The organism is Legionella fairfieldensis ATCC 49588 (genome assembly GCF_000621525.1).
In the GTDB taxonomy this organism is placed as follows: domain Bacteria; phylum Pseudomonadota; class Gammaproteobacteria; order Legionellales; family Legionellaceae; genus Tatlockia; species Tatlockia fairfieldensis.
This window is the reverse complement of the sequence record NZ_JHYC01000008.1, coordinates 96076-113555: the sequence shown is the minus strand read 5'-3', so window position 1 is coordinate 113555 and position 17480 is coordinate 96076. Positions and strand designations below refer to the sequence as shown.

Sequence of the window (17480 nt, the reverse complement as noted above, 5' to 3'; positions counted from 1 at the left end):
TTGGATGACTACTTATTACACCAGTTTTACCGGCATGCTTGCTGCCAGTTATGCCTTACAAACAACCTCTAATAATGTTGCTCATATGCAAAGCCCCGGGTTTAAGCGCAGTGATGTATTTTATTCGTCTCTGGGTGATGGTCAAAGCCATGATGGACTGGGAGCAGGCGTATCTATTGCAGGAACTCATACCAATTTTGCAGCAGGTACGTATCTGGAAACCAAGAATCCCTCTGATCTGGCTGTGGTAGGCCCCGGATTTTTTATTGTGCGTCTTAAAAACGGCGAATTGCTCTACACTCGCGATGGTGAGTTTGAATTTAATAATGACGGGATGCTCGCTGACAAACACAGCGGCGGTTTGGTACAAGGCTATGATACGCAGGGTAACCTTGTACCCATTCATCAATTCGGCCCTAAAGTGCACACAGGTAAAACGACTCGTTATGTGGAGCTTGCAGGTCAATTAGTTCTGGTAGAAAAGAAAAAAAATGATTCACCAGCTCCCCCTGATCCAGGTTTAGGCAAGAGCAAATATGAAAATATCAGTTTCAATGTAGAGGATATTTTTGATGAGAAAGGCAAAGCGCATAAAATCGGACTTGAATTTAAACCGGTTGATTCGATTAATGAGCAAATAAACCCCGATGGATCTCAATGGGAATTAGTCAGATTAACCTGTGACGGTGAAGAGATTTCTTTTTCTCCCCAAACCTTACAATTCAATCTGGGTATCAACTCTTCGGAAGCTGCTCCTGAAGAGGGTTACAATATCATAAATTTTAATTTAAAAAACAAGCAATCCGTTACCTTAAAATTTGGCAGTTATTTCAGTGACTCTGATAAATCTGTCCGTCTAAAAAAATCAGATACCAATCTTTATACCAAGATCACTACCTACAAAAAAGATGGTTATGGTGAAGGAAAACAAATTGACTTTACTTTCGATGAGAACGGTCAGATTTCCTATAATTATGACAATGGTCAATCCATTGAAGGTATTCATGTCGCCCTGGCAAAATTTGACAATGAACAAACCTTGCAGCAGGCCAGTGATAATCTTTTTCGCACCAAGTCGAACTATGGTCGTCATATTGGCCGGGCAAATAAAGAGGGTTTTGGGAGTCTGCAACCCAAGAAACTGGAATCAGCAAACGTTGATTCAACGATGGAATTTGCCAATATTGTGGTCTTACAACGGATGTTTCAAGCCTGTTCACAAATTATGGATATTGATAAACAATTGCTGGACGATTTATATAAAAAATGAAAACTGAATTTAAACCTTACCGCTTGATAAACGCTAAAGAATTGGCCAATTTTCGTGAAATGTTTACGCCAAAAATTTGCGCCTGGAATCAATGTTATGCTATTGAATCATTCAATTTTGATATTCATTGTGCAACAGTAATAAGAAACTCACAGGAAATGCTTTTATTACGTGCCGAAGAAAATCCATTGGCTCTGCTTGATAAAAACTATCTGTCCATCTTGAAACACAGCCTTTTCGGCGATGGAGCAGACTGTTTTAACGAAGCATCTCGTACAATTTTCATGCAATTACTTAATCATCTGGCAGTTGAGGAAGCGCTTGAATCAGAAGATAATGCTACACGCGATAAAGAATGGATCTACCCAGGTTCACCCTGTCTTTGTTTACGTTTTAACAATAACAATGGATTCTTTCATCTCTATTTTCATCCCACATGGGTGTTGAAGCATTTATCTCCGATGAAAGCCGTTACATCAATAGATAGTCTTGATACAGCGCTGGCGGACAAGCCAATCGATTTATCAGTCCACCTTAAGCCATTGCGTCTTGAAGTAAACAAACTGATCCATCTTGAAGTCGGCGATGTGATTAAAACTGACCATCAACTTGATAAACCCTTATTACTGCAACACCAAAAACAATTCGTTGACAAGGTCCATTTGGGACAATGGCACGATCATAAATCCATTCAATTAACGAGATTATTATGAGTATTACTGTAAAAAAAATTGCTTTGCCTGAACAGATTAAACAAGAAACACCCATTGAAGAGAATCGCCCGCTTGTTGATAATTATTTAAATCTGGTAGGCGCGGTGGAAGTTGAGTGTCAAATTCGCGTGGGTACCCTGACCCTGACCATTGCTGAATTGAGTCAGCTAAAGCAAGGGCAAATTTTACCTCTACATCAAAAAACTCATGAACCGATTGACATCGTACTCAATAATCAGATCATTGCCCACGGCGAGCTAATGGCGGCTGAAGATCATTTTGCTATCCGGATTACTGAGATTGCATCATGATTAAAACATTGTTTTTCATTATTTGGGGACTCTTTACCCAATCTGCTTTTGCTGAAAAAATACCTTTCAAGCAAGCTACAGCGCCTGAACAGGGTTGGTTCATCTATGTAATAACATTCATTGCACTCCTTGTCATCGCATTGGTTCTTGCCTGGAAAAAACGACATCCCTTAGCCCAATCATCCTGTTTGATTGTTGATAGAAAACGCCTGGCTAATAAAACCATGATTTATGTTATTGAATATCAAAACCAGCGTTTTCTTATCGCCGATAATCAACAATCATTAATCTTGCAACCAGTAAGCAATGAGGGTTCTGTTGGATGAAAAGGTATAAAGTTTGTTTGCTAACAGGTTCGCAACTTTTTTTACCATTAACGGCTGTTGCTGCGACCAATTTTTCTGTTGGTCCTTTCCAATTTGATGAGAATTCTGTTTCTCCTGTTTTGCAAACTTTCGCGCTTTTGACTGTATTGAGTCTGGCACCCAGCATTTTAATTATGCTGTCGTCCTTTACACGCATTGTCGTGGTCCTTTCCATGCTCCGTAATGCTCTGGGATTACAGCAGACGCCACCCAATACCGTCATTATCAGTTTATCACTATTTTTGACCTTATTTACCATGATGCCTGTCGCTAAAATTATTTATGCCGAAGCCTATCAGCCTTATCAAGCCCATCAAATGAATACTGAAACGGCTTTATCTAAAGCGGCCGTGCCACTTAAGGAATTTATGCTGAAGCAGACTCGGGAAAAAGATATGCAAATGATTTTACAACTGGCTCAGGAAACACTCCCTGCAAAGGCAAAGGATATTAAACTCTACCAATTAATACCTGCATTTTTACTTAGCGAATTACAAACAGCATTTCAGATAGGATTTATGATCTTTTTGCCTTTTTTGCTGATTGATTTAATTGTTTCGGGCATTTTAATGACGATGGGAATGATGATGGTACCCCCGATGTCAATTTCATTACCCATCAAGTTATTAGTATTTATATTAATTGATGGCTGGGATCTGGTAATCCAGGCTTTAATGGGAAGTTTTCATTAAAAACAGGTAAATCGAGAGCTTGTCGACATTTCGCTAGCTTGAACCAAAATAGTAGAAATCTAAGGAAATTATTAATGGCTACACAGGAACAGCAAACCAAACTAAATCGTTATCTCCATTTTCTGGAGCAAGACCAAAACAATATCAATCTCCTGCTTGCGGTGAGTGATTGCTATTGTCAGTCAGGTGATTGGACGCAGGCACAATTCTATCTCGATAAAGCGAAACAAATCGACAGCCAGGCTTGCCTTACCCAGCAAGGTTTGCTGGATTTAAATACAGGTAAGCTTGAGCAGGCAAAAGACTATTTAAGAAAGGCACTAAAGCAGAAGGTATCCACACTCAATCGTTATAATCTGGCCTATTGTCTCTATTTAAACAGCGAGTTTGAGGAAGCGTTAGCAGTATTAACACCGGTAATTACCGCCAATGATGTTACTGTTGATAGTGAAATTTTAATGGCGAAATTATTACATCAGCTCGACCGGGTTGAGCAAGCCATTGAACTGCTTGCCAGGCAGACATTACCTCGTTACCCTGCTGATGCCAATGTTTTAGGGCTATTAGCTCTTTTATCTTTTGATAATGATGAACAAGATAAAGCGACATATTTTGCAAAACAGGCTTTAACTCTGGATGCTCAAAATTATGAAGCTCGTATAACCAGCCTGATGCTTCGTCTACTGGAAGGTACTCCAACAATCAACGAAATTAACACTCTGTTAACCGAAAAAAAAGATGATGCCCGTCTATGGTTTGCTTTAGGTACTACTCTTTTCCGTAATCTGGAATTTTCAGAAGCAGAACAAGCTTTATTCAAAGCAATTGAAATTCAACCTGCCTTCTATGATGCCTGGATAAGCCTTGGGTGGTGCCAACTCTTTCTCGACAAACTGAATGATGCTCAATCTAGCTATCAACAAGCAATCGCCATTAATAAGGAAAACTCCGAAGCATGGGGTGGTTTGGCTCTAACCAAATCCTTGACTCAAACGCTGGATGAAGCAAAAAATATGATCGAAAAAGCAATGGCCATCGAACCTGAATGCTTCCTGGCTAGTGTGGCACAAATTATTTATGACAATCACGTACATCCTGAAAGAGCTGAGAGACAATTCAACAAGACATTTCCCAAAGCATCTGAACAGATTAACGCAGCAGTAGCAATTGTTTTAAACGAAATGGATAGTAATCAAACCAGGCACTAGTGAAATTGTTTACTGTAATAGCTCAGGATCTGACTTATCCCTCACGAAGAAGCTTATTTTTACACAATTTTGATTTAATAAATAGCCTTTTTGTGTCATTCCGCGCAGGCAGGAATCCATTATGTAAATTGTCACATCACCTTGTCTTGAAAATCGTTCCCGCCTGCGCCCTGAGTAATCCTCTCATTTTTTTGTTTAATTTATTTGAAATTATTTTAATCTCTATGATTTTATTTTTGTCACCCACCGCGAAGGCGGGGGATCTGTCTTTCAATAGAACAACCGTGTAATTTGAGAAATAGATTCCCTTTTTCACGGGAATGACCTAAAAATAATTGAAAAGAGTGTTTAACAATAACACAAAAAAATGAGAGGATTACTCAGCGCCTGCGCCGGAAAGACATGAACCAAGATAAGATACATCAATAATAAAATGGATGACTATTGAAAAATTTCTTTTATATAAAAATCACCATTTTCGTGAGGATCTGTAGTTGTTTAATCATACTGAAATTGAGGATAAGCCTCATCAAAAATATTGCTTTTATTACCTTGAAATGTTTTCTCGCCCAATTGAGGTTTAAAAAAAGAACAATGCTCATGATTACTACTTACATAAACTGGGTTTGATTTTTTCATTTCTTGAGGAACAGCTTCTTTCACTTGGCGTAAATCGGCAATAACTTGAGCTAATTGAACTAACGTAGACTCGTCAGATTTTACATTTTTTATAGTAGGTTGTTTGTTATTATCACCACACAATTGGTGAAAAAACCGATCTACTTCTTTTTGATATTCACCCGATTGGTTTGCTCTTAACAAAAATCGCATAATATTTTCTATATTCTTTCTTTTTTCTTCAGGGAAAGAATTATTTTCAAGGTTTGTCATAAGTAGATAAGCACTTTGATAATTAGCCTTGGCATAAAAAAGAGCGTTGTTATCGATCGTCTGATAAAAATCAACTGCGTCATTTAACAAGCCTTTATTTTCACAATATTGACCTAATGACCACAATCCTTCTCCATTTTCAATAACATTAGCCGCCTTTAATGCATCGGCTATATCTCCCCTATCTATTTTTAATTTATTTTCTTCCAAAAATTCTTTATCAGCAACCTGATTTAAATTCAGCGCTGTTTTTATTTCCTCTCGCATCTTGTCACTAAAAAACATTACTTTATGCACGAGATATAAAAAATCAGCCAATATTTTTATATCTTCATTTTGAAATTCAATACCATTGATTACGTGATTTCCTTCCAGGAGAGCATAAGCATCTTCCTGCTTTTTAATTGCAATATTTTCTTGATCACACTTTTCTATAACTTCATTTAAACAGGACCGGCCTGACGCTGTTATTTCATTAAAGCTACCTTTGCTTAATGTAATAGTGCTTGTAGGTACTCTCACCACTATTTCCAGATTCATTTTTTCAGAAAGATAAATATAGTTGTTCATGAAAGGATTATGCAAATTACGTTCTGTCCAAAAAAAATCAGGTTTTTCGGCACCAGTTTGTTGATACATATTACCCCTCCATAATTTAAAATAATGACACGCCGATTACCTGAATATTTTTTAACACCACCTTTAAATTGATTTAAAAAATATACAGATTGTCACGGATCATCGGTCTTCCATGACTGGTATAAAAACTATTTACTAACTTGATTGGCGTTTACGTATAGATTCCAATGCATAGTCTAATCGATTTATTGTACGTTGCTTGCCGATAAAAGCCAGCGTTACATCAATGGCTGGCGACATACTGCCACCCGTTATAGCAACACGTAAAGGTTGAGCAATCTTCCCCATATTGATATCAAATTCGGCACTTACATTATTAATGCATTCCTGTAAGGCATCAGGGGTCCAATTCTCTAGCTGGGATAGCTGTTTATACAACGCCTCCAGCGGTTCTAAAACAACCGGTCTTAGATGTTTTTTAACGGCTGCTTCATCGTATTCAATAGTATCTTCATAGAAATAGCGGCTCTTTTCACAAATCTCCACTAATGTCTTACATCGTTCGGCCTGAACAGGAATCAAATCAACCAATTTTGGCCCTTGACTACTATCTATACCTTGCTGAATAAAATGCCAACTTAAAGCCTCCGCCACCGTTTCAGGCGAATCACTTTTTTGATAGTGCTGATTTAACCAATAAAGCTTATCGTAATTAAAACTGGATACTCCACGACTCACATTTTTCAAATCAAAGGTGGCAATCATTTCTTCTCTGTTAAAAATTTCCTGATCACCATTAGACCAACCTAAACGTACTAAATAATTTAACAAAGCATGGGGTAAAAAACCCAGTTCTTTAAATTGCAGAACACTCACTGCACCATGCCGTTTTGACAATCGTTTACCATCATCACCAAGAATCATGGGAAGATGCGCAAAAACAGGAACAGGCGCATTTAATGCTCTAAATAAATTAATTTGCCGAGGCGTATTATTGATGTGATCATCACCACGAATCACATGGGTGATTTGCATATCCCAATCGTCAATGACAACAGCAAAATTATAGGTTGGGTGACCATCTGAACGCATTAGAATCAAATCATCCAGTTGATTATTCTCAACATGAATTTCACCGTAAACCTGATCAGTAAAAGAGACTACCCCCATTTGCGGATTTTTAAAACGTACCACATGCGGTTCTTTACTGGCAGGCAAATTTTTATCGCGGCAATAGCCGTCATACCGCGGTTTTTCCTTCGCTGTGAGCTGAGCTTCTCGCAAAGTTTCCAAACGTTCCTTAGAACAGGTACACCGATATGCTTGTCCTTCATCAAGTAATTGCTGCGCAATTTGCTGATACCGTGCATAACGTTGCGTTTGATAAAAAGGTCCTTCATCATAATCCAGACCTAACCAGGCCATACCTTCCAAAATAGCCTGCACAGACTCTTGGGTAGAACGCTCCTGATCCGTATCTTCAATACGCAGTATAAATTCACCATCATGATGTCTGGCATATAACCAGGAAAATAAAGCGGTACGCACACCACCAACATGTAAAAAACCGGTGGGACTTGGGGCAAAGCGGGTTCTGACCACTATCAGGGTACTCCATTGTAAGCAATTAATTAATCGCGCTATAATAGCCGACTTTGTTGGTAACGCAAAATAACCGGATAACGATTATGTCAACTACTTTTACCTTTTGTAGCTTGATTCCCGGACAGGTTAATTCATGAAGGGCCTTGGCATCAAATACCAACTGCGAATCACAACTTTAATACCTGTTTTCCTGGTTGCCTTGCTTTTTGCGGTATTTTACAACGGACAGTTCAATAAAGATTTAAACCAGCATATGTTAAGATTGGGCGAAGCTTATATTCGTCAACTATTGCCCGCTGCGCAGTTTGCCATTCTGCATAATGATAGCCGGACATTACAGGGCTTAATTAATGCGTCAACAGTAAATCCTGAAGTTAAAGCCTTGGCGTTTTACAATGCTCAGGGATTACTGCTTGCTTACCGGGGAGGTAAACATTCTATTCATAAGCCATTTATTCCCCCGGAATTTACCGGCGATTATATAGAAAGCAAACAAATTCAACCTTATACCATTAATTTTCTGGCACCGATTACTATTCCCAAGTTTAATCTTTATTCACCTCCCCCTTTTAAACGTCCATCAACGCCGGTTGATTTTCAGGCCGATGATATTTTAGGCTGGCTTTCTCTCGATATCGATACACAATCCATGTTGATTAAACGCTATCAGATGTATATCGTAACTATTTTCATTACTCTTCTCGGCCTGCTGATCAGTTTAACTATCCACTATTTTTTATCCAAACGCATTTATCTACCTATTTCCCGCTTGCGCCGCAGTATGAAACAAATTTTAAGTAATGAATTTGAGACGCATATCAGTGTGACAAGCCCGGGAGAGTTAGGTTTGATTGAGCAGGGTTGTGCCCACTTGCAAAAGCAGTATATAGATACCATTCATGATATTAATCATCATATTGAAGTAGCTACCGGCGATTTGCAGCAAAGCCTGGAATTACTGGAAGAAAAAAACATTGAATTATCATTAGAAAAAAAGAAAGCAGAAGAAAAAAGCCGGCAAAAATCTGAGTTTATCGCCAATATGAGTCACGAAATTCGTACACCCATGAATGGAGTAATCGGTTTTACCAACGTCTTGCTAGAATCAAAATTGGATCATTTACAATTGGATTATGTAAAAACAATCAAATCATCTGCCCAGGATTTATTAACTATTATTAATGATATTCTTGATTACTCTAAAATTGATGCCGGAAAATTGCATCTGGATTGTATTCCGCTTGACATCCGCAGCTGCATTGATGAAGTGTTAGCTCTCATGGCGCCCAATGCACATAAAAAAGGGGTCGATCTTATTCCCTCCACCTCTACTGACGTTCCTAAAACGGTATTGGGCGATCCCTTGCGTCTAAAGCAAATTATCGCCAATTTAATCAGCAATGCCTTAAAATTTACCGATCATGGTTATATTCTTATTCGCACAGTTATTGAACAAGAAACGGAAAAAGACTACACCCTGTGTCTCTCTGTTACTGATACAGGCATTGGTATTTCCAATGATGATCAAACCAAATTATTTAATGCCTTTAATCAGGCTGACACTACAATTACCCGGCGCTTTGGCGGTTCCGGCCTGGGTCTTGTTATTTGTAAAAAACTGGTTGAAGCCATGCACGGGCGAGTTACATTAACGAGTGAACTTAACAAAGGTTCGACCTTTGCCGTGACACTTAAATTTGCCAAATTGGCCGCCTATGAAGTAGAAAAAAATCAAAGCCACCGCTTCGAGCACCTTAAAGTGCTCTGCTATGATGATAATCCTTTATACCTCGAAGCCATGTGTAATGGTTTAGGTTATTGGGGAATTGAATGTGTGCGGATTACCGCCTTTAATCAACTGGCCAATGCACTAAATCAACACCACGATTGCTCTCTTGCTTTTATTAATGTCAATGAGGGATGCGAGCAACAAGTGGCTCAAATTTTACGTAACAAAACAACACCATGCATTCTGGTTTCCAAGTGGATCATTCATGAACCTCAATCATTGGGTGCTCATGCTTTTTTATTCAAACCAATCAGTATTCAAAAATTACACGAAACTATCGAATCATTACTCAATCAGGCCTCCCGGATTTTAACGTATAATCATGAACTCGACAGTGTGCGTACTCAGCTTCGCCTGGCTTACCCCAAACTCTTAATTGCTGAAGACAATCCGGTTAATCGTATGTTACTTCATTCATTATTACATAATCATACCTCTATCGAAGCAGTAGATAACGGTGAAGAAGCGGTAGAAATTTGTCAAAGAAAACGTTTCGATGTCATTCTTCTCGATCTGCAAATGCCTAAACTCGATGGCCTTGAGGCAGCTTATATCATCCGACAGGAATCCCTGTTGAATAAACAAACGCCTGTTATCGTTATCAGTGCTAATAGCGGCGACCTCAATAACGAACGACTGAAACAAGCTGGCGTTGATTTGTGCCTGCAAAAACCAATTGATGAAAAGCAGCTCTTCAATCATCTTTTGCATCTTTTAAAAAAGACAAAACCTACCGTTATAGACTGGCAACTTTGCGTTCAAAAAGTATCTGGAAATAAGTTATTGGCAGAAGAGTTTCTCACCCGTTTTATTGATGAACTACACAAAAATCGTACTGAATTTTTGCACTTATTTCAAGATAAAGACATTAAAGGATTGGAAAGTGCAGCACACAAATTACACGGTGCATGCTGTTTTTGTGGTGTCCCTCGCTTGCAAAATCATGTTATTTGTTTAGAGAAACTGGCGAAACAAGTTGGAAATATAGAGGAGCTTGAAACCGCTTTTACAGAACTTATTCAAAGTATTGATGAAGTCATTGATGAATTTGATAATTTATACCAAAATCAACCTCTTTAAGTAATGGAGATTTTATGTCTGTTAAAAATGCAATTTATGCACAGTCTGGTGGTGTAACAGCTGTCATTAATGCGTCTGCCTGTGGCGTTATTCAAACAGCCCGACTCTACCCTGAAAAAATAGGGAAGGTTTATGCCGCACAAAATGGCATTATCGGTGCACTCAATGAACTGTTAATTGATACCTCTCTGGAAAGCGATGAAGATATTGGCAAACTAATGTATACCCCTTCGGGCGCATTTGGCTCCTGCCGCTACAAGTTAAAAGATGATGGCGCGGAATACGAGCGATTAATTAATGTTTTCAAGGCACATGACATCGGCTATTTCTTTTATAATGGCGGCGGCGATTCCCAGGATACCGCCCATAAAATTTCCAAACTCGGCAGTCATATGAGTTATCCTGTTACTTGTATAGGCATTCCCAAAACCGTAGATAATGATCTTCCTTTCACTGATACATGTCCCGGATTTGGTTCAGTTGCAAAATATATAGCTATCTCTACTCTGGAAGCTGGCTTTGACGTAGCTTCCATGGCCGCCTCATCAACCAAAGTTTTTATTCTTGAAGTCATGGGACGTCATGCCGGATGGATAGCCGCAGCGAGTGGTCTGGCTGGTGAAAGTGCTGAACAACCTCCTCATATTATTTTGTTCCCCGAAGTACGCTTTAATCAGCAACGCTTCTTAAATAAAGTAAAAGAATGTGTTCAACAATATGGCTATTGCGTTATTGTGGTTTCGGAAGGCATCCGTAATGAGCAAAATCAATTTTTAAGTGATGCAGGATTGCGAGATGCGTTTGGCCATGCCCAACTGGGCGGAGTCGCGCCTGTTCTTGCCCAGTTAGTCAAAAGTGAATTAGGTTATAAATATCACTGGGCTGTCGCTGATTATTTACAACGCGCGGCCCGTCATATTGCTTCGCAGGTTGATGTCGAACAAGCCTATGCTTTGGGTAAAGCGGCCGTTGAGCTGGCTTTAAGCGGACATAACGCGATTATGCCTATTATTAAACGCGAACAAGACTCACCCTATCGCTGGTCAATTGACCATGTACCTTTGGCAGAGGTAGCCAATCAAGAAAAATCAATGCCCGAGGAGTTCATTACTGCCGATGGTATGGGAATTACTGCTGCATGCCGTCGTTATCTGGCACCATTAATCCAGGATGAAGCTTATCCACCTTATAATAATGGTTTACCCGATTATGTTCGCCTTAAAAACGAGCTGGTTCCACAAAAACTACTTTGCGCCGGACAATTTTAAAAAAGCCTGTCCTTCCCGCGCAGGCGCTGAGTGCTCCTCTCATTTTTTGTATGATTTGTTAAACGCCCTTCTCAATTATTTTTGAATCATTCCCGTGAAAACGGGAATCTATTTCTCAAATTACACGGTCACTGCCTTCTCTATGGGCCTCGTGGTCAAGGCCACGAGGCTCTGTGCCGGACAAAAAAATGCAAACGATACCAGAGTGATTCTTACTAACCCCCTAAGTTATGGATAAACATCCCTCCTTTTTGACCATTATATTACATCCCGAATCACCGCGGCATCACCGTTCTAGCAACTCCGGAGAAATCTTTTTTTAAAAAATAAAACAGTTAAATCAAATAATTCATTCTATTTTTTCGTCATGGCACATATTACGAATTGCAAAGCTAAATAGGACACATGATGATTTTATTTTATACAAAATCCGCTTAGAAAGTGCTACACTTCAATTAAGTAAAAACAGCGGAGATAGTATCATGAGTAAACCTAAGCAAGTTACTTTACCCTTCCTAACAGCGCGTATTAAAGAAGAATATATTTATATAAAAGATAGTAACGATGAAGATGAAATTAAAGAAGAAATTTTAAAGCAATTAAAAAAAAGAACACTTGATTACCCTTTTTTGGAAACCAAATCTTTCGATGAAACTGATTTTACTATTATGAAAGTTCCTCAAAACGATGATAGCATAGAGATGCAAGTCAATGATAAAAACAAACTACGATCTATTCGACATATACAAGCAGAATGCTTTATTGAAAACATATTGAATAATAGCGGGCAGCAACTGGTTAGTCCTAGCAAAGATTCCTTAATTGATTTTAAAGGAATACTAAATAAATATAAAGAAATAAAACCTCACCTTTTTCCTTCCACTCAAAAAAGAGCTGAAGAAATGATTGAAAAATACGCTCCGATTGCTGAAAAAATTAATGACGAATGGAAAACAAATAAAACAGAAGCAATATCTAATGCTTTGCAATTCTTTCCTTCAAGAGAAACACTTAAAAAAATAGACAGCAAGAATCTTGAAGAGGATGAAACTAAAATCAATAGTGTTGATTCAACTGGGTCACCCCAGTCATTTCCCTAAGCCTCTAAATTTAAACGATTATCGAAATAAATTTGAAGCTGAGAAATGATAAGCGTCCAATTGTGCATAAGTGGGGTTCATTTTTCCAGCTTATCTACAGCTCATCGGTCGATACTGTTTTGGCAAAGTTCCTTCCGTGCAAGACCAATTCAGATCACCACCGGGCTGTAGGGTGGGCACCAGCAAAAGAGTACCATTACCAGCCAGCTTGGTATAAGTAATAGCGATAACGCCTTTAGGCTCTATTGAAATGGATTGAACATTCGCAGTTGATTTCGGACTCGTGTAGCCTGTCACCTCCTGTGTGGCAGGTAGGGCTTGATTAGTCATTGTTGCTTCAGCGACAGCAAGTTTTGCGGTTGTAGCCAAATTTAACCCTTCGGTTACACGCGCTCTGATCATATAATTCTGATAGGCAGGAACAGCTATAGAAAGCAAAACCCCTATAATAGCGATAACAATCATTAACTCAATGAGGGTAAACCCTTTCTGCTTCATATTATTTTCCTTTCAGAACAAACGATAAGACATCATATTATCACAATCAGACTGTAAAGTTTCTACCATTTTAATAAAGACACTACATTGGAGTAGTCGTCTGTCCACAATTGATTCTTTGTTTCAGCAACAAACCGCCATCCTTCATCTCTCATTAACTCTAAAGCCAAAGGCTCATTTGCAGTAAGCAAGACCCATTCTGCAAGGAATTGACCTTTCTTATTATTTCCCGGTTGTAGTTTGTGTAATACCAGTAGGTCGAGCTGACGACCTGCTGCAGTTAAAACTGGAAGTAAATGGAGGTGACGATTACTGACATTAGCCATAATAACGCCTTCATGAGAAATTTTTTGTTGATAAAGTTTAAATGCTTCCAATGTTAATAAATGAGTAGGAATAGCATCCGATGAGAACGCATCAATAACCAATAGCTCGGAAACTGTTTTTCTTTTTTGCAAAATCAAGCGTCCGTCCCCTTCAATAAGTGAGATAGCCGGTGGGCAGTCACGTATATAAGTGAAAAAATCAGCGTTACTCGCAATCTCAATAACTTGTCTGTCCACATCAATCATATCCAGCTTGTCACTTGCTCGAAACTGACAGGACATCATCCCTGTACCCAGACCTAATACTGTCCCTCGTATCGATTGATGCGATCGTTGCAGGCGTTGCACCACGGGCAATACAGGCCCATAATAAGCCATTGCTCGATTATTCAAAATAGAGTCATTTTGCAATTGAAAACCATGCAATGTACTCTGACTTAGTAAAGCATGCGCGCCGGGTGTGGCAATGACCTGTTTTATGCCATAAAAATTACGTTGCTGCCCTATTGTTTTTAACGGGCCGAACCACGGAGAAAATAAAAAAATAACTAAAATAGCCATACTGGTAAAAAGGTTTATTCGGTTTGTAGATTGACTCAGAATAAGCCCCAACGCTAAAAACTCCATAATATGGTTAGTTTTTACCCATTGAGTCCATCCTTGATTAGGTAAAAAATAATTTACTATTAATAAAGAAAATACGATAAAAGGAGTAAAACGTGTACCGGTAACTCGGGGTAAAGTAATGCATAGCATGGCAAGACTTAAGATTATAGGGTATTCATAAGCGCCAGAAAAAAGTCGTGGGGCTATCAAGCCATTAAATAACCCCGCTAATCCTCCTCCTAAAGCGATACAAAAATAAAAGCTTGTTAACCGATTAACAGGTGGACGAATACTGACTAACTCTCCATGACACAAAAGCGCCAGCATAAAAAAACCTGTCAGATGAAAAATAACAAGCTCCCAAGCACGGAGTGCGTTAGCTCCGGCAATAAAACCCACTAATGGAAAAAAAAGAAAAAACAGGATATTACGTCTAATCCATGCTTGGGAAATAACAGGTTTCCTGGCAAAAGTAATAATAAAAGACAATAAATAAAACGCTAGAGGAAGCATCCAGATTAAAGGAGTTGCTGCGATATCAGTAGAAATATAAAACGTCACACCAAGCATTAAACTACAAGGAAGGAAGCTAAAGCCAAGCCAGCGTACTCTTATCAATAAAGGTAATCTGTCAGCTTGCGCAGTACTCTCCGATAAAAATGAGTTGTTCTTTGCGTGGTTAAAAGAAGCCGATTGCCAATAAGGTAATAGAAGTATCACCATTAAAAGTAACAGATACAAAATAAAAAGAACATTCCAATAATAAAATTGCTGGTTCAAACCGCTATAACTCTCAATTAACCAGGGGTAACTCACTAAAGCAAGAAAGCTGCCTACATTACTGCTTACATACAGAAAATAAGGATCATTAGCCTGTTTTGCTTTAGTCTGACTATAGACAAATTGCAAAAGGGGGGCAGAAGAGGCAATAATCAATAGAGGCAATCCGGCCTGTTTGATCAGGAGAGTTAACAACGACAAATCTGGCGCACCTTTTTCATAAAAAGGAGAAAGTGCTAAAGGAAAACCAATCAAACTTAATAAGACCAGGGATAGATGTAAAAAACGCCAAAACCAGGGATGAGCCAAACGACTAAGAAACCAGACATAACCATAAGCCACGAGCAAAAGCCCTTGGAAAAAAAGCATGCATATCGTCCATACAGCAGGCGTACCTCCATATACAGGAAGCATAAGTTTCGCGCTCATGGGTTGAATGGTAAATAGCAAAAAGGCACTTAAAAACAAAGTGATTGAAAAAAGAACTTGAACCATTTTTCTTCCTGAAAGGTGATCAACCAGATTAAACGTTATTCATAAACAATAAACTCAATAAAAAACCATCCGGATCTCGAAAACCTGCTCGTTCCCTCGATCAAGTAACCGATCAACAGATTGAGGACACGCCCTAAAGGATGATCTACGATTTTCTATGATAATTCACGTCCGTAAAAATTATGTCATCCTATAACAATAGGGACAAACAATGCAATTTCTTACATCGCTCATAGATTACCATTCAGGCCCCCCAGTAAATTGCTCAGCCTGTCTTTTTTGACGTTTGGATGGGGGTTTAAAAAATCCAATCAGTCGACTGAATAATCCAGGCCCGCTATTTACTGTTGCATGCTCATCAATTAAAACCGGATTAATTGTCTGTTGTTGCTCTTCTTTTAAAATTTCATTGCTCACATAGTCTTGGATTACAGCCTGACCTTGTTCACATGCGAACCTGTATTGGATACATAAGTCAATCAGCGTATTAAAATGAGCCATGGTCATATAACCAGGCGGAATATCACACCAGTTAACAGGGGCTAAATTATTCTGATAGGTGATTATCTCTTCAAAACATGATTGCTTTTGCTCTTTTTCCCTGGTACGCAAAATAAGATCGTAAAAAGATTCGAATACTCTGGATAATCCTTCCAGGTTTTCATGACTGATGAGAGCTAAAAAATTAACTTGCGTCAAGAGATCGACCTTTAATAATTTAGAGAGAACCTGGGCAAGATCGCGTGGATTTTGATGCATTAAAAGCTTCGCAAAATTAGCTGGCCCTTGTTCCTGCAAAAGACCTGCATCCTGAAGATAAGACATTGCTTCACTCACCTCATCTAATTTCATATCATTCAAAATAAGGGAATGCATCTTATGACCAATTAGAGTTTGCCCTCCATTTCTCAAAAAACCGATAAGCCCCGCTTGATAAGCGTAGCCCAAAATTTTAACACGACTAATTGGTTTGGGTATTCGTGTAAGCGCCAGGAAATTAGCTTGACTTTCCTCACCATCTAAAACAAGTGAAATCGTTTGGTGGGAAAGGGCTTCAGAAAAAGCTTGCAATTCGGGACAGGCCAGAAGAGCTTCAAAATTAGATTGCGCATTTTGACCACTTAAAAAAGTTATTTTATCTATCTGTATCAAGTCCTGTAACACTACAGCAAGCTCTCTTATTTGTTTATTTCTTACAATGGCTAAAAAATTGGCTTGGGCATATTGCTCATCTAAAAAAATATCCGGTGGTAATCTATTTAAAACGTTAGAAAGCGAATTGGGATCAGGATGTACTATCATGCATTGACTAGACTGTACATTTTTTATGAGGCCCAATTCAAATGCACGAGATAGAGCATCTATGAGTTCATCAGGAGTATCATGTTTGATAATTTCATTAAAATAAAATTGACCCTGCTCACTATTAAAAAGTTTTTCATTAGACGGCTTATCGAATGTATCAAAAGCTAATTTTTTACCTGCAAGCAGCTTGAAATAAGCTTGCATATGCTCAACGCTTAAAAGCTGGAGCTCTTCTGCCCGATTCAATGCGCTGACAAGGTTTTCAAGATCAAGAGCAGACAAACGGTTTTCTACTATCAAATTAAAATTAACCTGGGTTAGTAAATTTCTATTGCATAACTTAATCATACTTTTCGTTAAACAACTTTCGATAAAAGGTCTGATTCCAGGGCGAAAATCAGATAATCTGGACAAAGAAGAAGCTGAAGCTTGATAAACTGCTATTATGGATGCAGTACTTTTCGAATGATATTCATTGAGTGCTTTCTTTAAAGCCGGAGGGAAAACTTCCTTTTGCGTCTTATAATCACGATACAATTCAGTAATATCGTTTTTTATAACATCTTGAATATTCGGCAACATTACAATTCTCGTAAAAA

Annotated in this window: 14 protein-coding genes; 9 read left to right on the top strand and 5 right to left on the bottom strand. The window is 38.6% G+C overall.

Going from position 1 to position 17480, the window contains the following annotated elements; all coding sequences use genetic code 11:
* Window positions 1-4: 4 nt before the first annotated feature.
* From T345_RS0102895 to T345_RS0102870, 6 genes are all read left to right on the top strand, one after another.
* Complete coding sequence (locus T345_RS0102895; protein ID WP_028388030.1) at window positions 5-1270, top strand: flagellar hook-basal body complex protein; 1266 nt, start codon at window positions 5-7, stop codon at window positions 1268-1270.
* Window positions 1267-1983, top strand: a complete 717-nt coding sequence (locus T345_RS0102890) for a FliM/FliN family flagellar motor C-terminal domain-containing protein (RefSeq protein WP_028388029.1) — start codon at window positions 1267-1269, stop codon at window positions 1981-1983. Before T345_RS0102895 ends, T345_RS0102890 begins: the two co-directional genes overlap by 4 nt.
* Window positions 1980-2294 carry a FliM/FliN family flagellar motor switch protein gene (locus T345_RS0102885; protein WP_028388028.1) on the top strand — a complete coding sequence of 105 codons (315 nt, stop codon included), beginning with the start codon at window positions 1980-1982 and terminating at the stop codon, window positions 2292-2294. Before T345_RS0102890 ends, T345_RS0102885 begins: the two co-directional genes overlap by 4 nt.
* The gene (locus tag T345_RS0102880) at window positions 2291-2620 is read left to right on the top strand and encodes a hypothetical protein (RefSeq protein ID WP_028388027.1); all 330 of its coding nucleotides are present in this window, start codon (window positions 2291-2293) and stop codon (window positions 2618-2620) included. Before T345_RS0102885 ends, T345_RS0102880 begins: the two co-directional genes overlap by 4 nt.
* Window positions 2617-3351 carry a flagellar type III secretion system pore protein FliP gene (fliP, locus tag T345_RS0102875; protein WP_028388026.1) on the top strand — a complete coding sequence of 245 codons (735 nt, stop codon included), beginning with the start codon at window positions 2617-2619 and terminating at the stop codon, window positions 3349-3351. The genes T345_RS0102880 and fliP overlap by 4 nt, the downstream gene beginning before the upstream one ends.
* Before the next feature lie 74 nt (window positions 3352-3425).
* Entirely contained in the window at window positions 3426-4559 is a 1134-nt protein-coding gene (locus T345_RS0102870) for a tetratricopeptide repeat protein (protein WP_028388025.1), read from the top strand.
* A 498-nt stretch (window positions 4560-5057) separates the two neighbouring features.
* Here T345_RS0102870 and T345_RS0102860 read toward each other — a convergent pair whose 3' ends face one another.
* Together T345_RS0102860 and gltX are read right to left on the bottom strand one after the other, a co-directional pair.
* Window positions 5058-6089 (bottom strand): hypothetical protein, encoded by a 1032-nt coding sequence (locus tag T345_RS0102860; RefSeq protein WP_028388023.1) that lies wholly within the window; start codon window positions 6087-6089, stop codon window positions 5058-5060.
* A 135-nt stretch (window positions 6090-6224) separates the two neighbouring features.
* Window positions 6225-7634, bottom strand: coding sequence for a glutamate--tRNA ligase (gene gltX, locus T345_RS0102855; protein WP_028388022.1), 1410 nt, complete (start codon window positions 7632-7634; stop codon window positions 6225-6227).
* Between the two features lie 133 nt (window positions 7635-7767).
* On the opposite strand from gltX, the gene letS reads away from it, so the two are divergent.
* From letS to T345_RS0102840, 3 genes are all read left to right on the top strand, one after another.
* Window positions 7768-10503, top strand: coding sequence for a two-component system sensor histidine kinase LetS (gene letS / locus T345_RS0102850; RefSeq protein WP_028388021.1), 2736 nt, complete (start codon window positions 7768-7770; stop codon window positions 10501-10503).
* 14 nt (window positions 10504-10517) lie between these two features.
* A complete protein-coding gene (locus T345_RS0102845) occupies window positions 10518-11771 on the top strand; it encodes a 6-phosphofructokinase (RefSeq protein ID WP_028388020.1) in 1254 nt (417 codons plus the stop codon).
* Between the two features lie 482 nt (window positions 11772-12253).
* Window positions 12254-12871, top strand: coding sequence for a hypothetical protein (locus tag T345_RS0102840; protein WP_028388019.1), 618 nt, complete (start codon window positions 12254-12256; stop codon window positions 12869-12871).
* 90 nt (window positions 12872-12961) lie between these two features.
* On the opposite strand, the gene T345_RS0102835 is transcribed toward T345_RS0102840, so the two are convergent.
* The 3 genes from T345_RS0102835 to T345_RS0102825 all read right to left on the bottom strand — a co-directional run bounded on the left by T345_RS0102835 (window position 12962) and on the right by T345_RS0102825 (window position 17463).
* Window positions 12962-13369: a pilin gene (locus T345_RS0102835; RefSeq protein ID WP_028388018.1), complete on the bottom strand. Its 408-nt coding sequence runs from the start codon at window positions 13367-13369 to the stop codon at window positions 12962-12964.
* 62 nt (window positions 13370-13431) lie between these two features.
* Window positions 13432-15576: a spermidine synthase gene (locus T345_RS0102830; protein ID WP_028388017.1), complete on the bottom strand. Its 2145-nt coding sequence runs from the start codon at window positions 15574-15576 to the stop codon at window positions 13432-13434.
* A gap of 237 nt (window positions 15577-15813) precedes the next feature.
* Window positions 15814-17463, bottom strand: coding sequence for a hypothetical protein (locus tag T345_RS0102825; RefSeq protein ID WP_028388016.1), 1650 nt, complete (start codon window positions 17461-17463; stop codon window positions 15814-15816).
* Window positions 17464-17480 lie beyond the last annotated feature (17 nt).

What these genes read in the sequence shown, in the direction of transcription:
- letS (WP_028388021.1), top strand. Translation starts at nt 7,768, where the DNA reads ATGAAGGGCCTTGGCATCAAATACCAACTGCGAATCACAACTTTAATA.
- T345_RS0102890 (WP_028388029.1), top strand. Translation starts at nt 1,267, where the DNA reads ATGAAAACTGAATTTAAACCTTACCGCTTGATAAACGCTAAAGAATTG.
- T345_RS0102880 (WP_028388027.1), top strand. Translation starts at nt 2,291, where the DNA reads ATGATTAAAACATTGTTTTTCATTATTTGGGGACTCTTTACCCAATCT.
- fliP (WP_028388026.1), top strand. Translation starts at nt 2,617, where the DNA reads ATGAAAAGGTATAAAGTTTGTTTGCTAACAGGTTCGCAACTTTTTTTA.
- T345_RS0102825 (WP_028388016.1), bottom strand. Translation starts at nt 17,463, where the DNA reads ATGTTGCCGAATATTCAAGATGTTATAAAAAACGATATTACTGAATTG.
- T345_RS0102835 (WP_028388018.1), bottom strand. Translation starts at nt 13,369, where the DNA reads ATGAAGCAGAAAGGGTTTACCCTCATTGAGTTAATGATTGTTATCGCT.
- T345_RS0102870 (WP_028388025.1), top strand. Translation starts at nt 3,426, where the DNA reads ATGGCTACACAGGAACAGCAAACCAAACTAAATCGTTATCTCCATTTT.
- T345_RS0102830 (WP_028388017.1), bottom strand. Translation starts at nt 15,576, where the DNA reads ATGGTTCAAGTTCTTTTTTCAATCACTTTGTTTTTAAGTGCCTTTTTG.
- T345_RS0102860 (WP_028388023.1), bottom strand. Translation starts at nt 6,089, where the DNA reads ATGTATCAACAAACTGGTGCCGAAAAACCTGATTTTTTTTGGACAGAA.
- T345_RS0102840 (WP_028388019.1), top strand. Translation starts at nt 12,254, where the DNA reads ATGAGTAAACCTAAGCAAGTTACTTTACCCTTCCTAACAGCGCGTATT.
- T345_RS0102885 (WP_028388028.1), top strand. Translation starts at nt 1,980, where the DNA reads ATGAGTATTACTGTAAAAAAAATTGCTTTGCCTGAACAGATTAAACAA.
- T345_RS0102895 (WP_028388030.1), top strand. Translation starts at nt 5, where the DNA reads ATGACTACTTATTACACCAGTTTTACCGGCATGCTTGCTGCCAGTTAT.
- T345_RS0102845 (WP_028388020.1), top strand. Translation starts at nt 10,518, where the DNA reads ATGTCTGTTAAAAATGCAATTTATGCACAGTCTGGTGGTGTAACAGCT.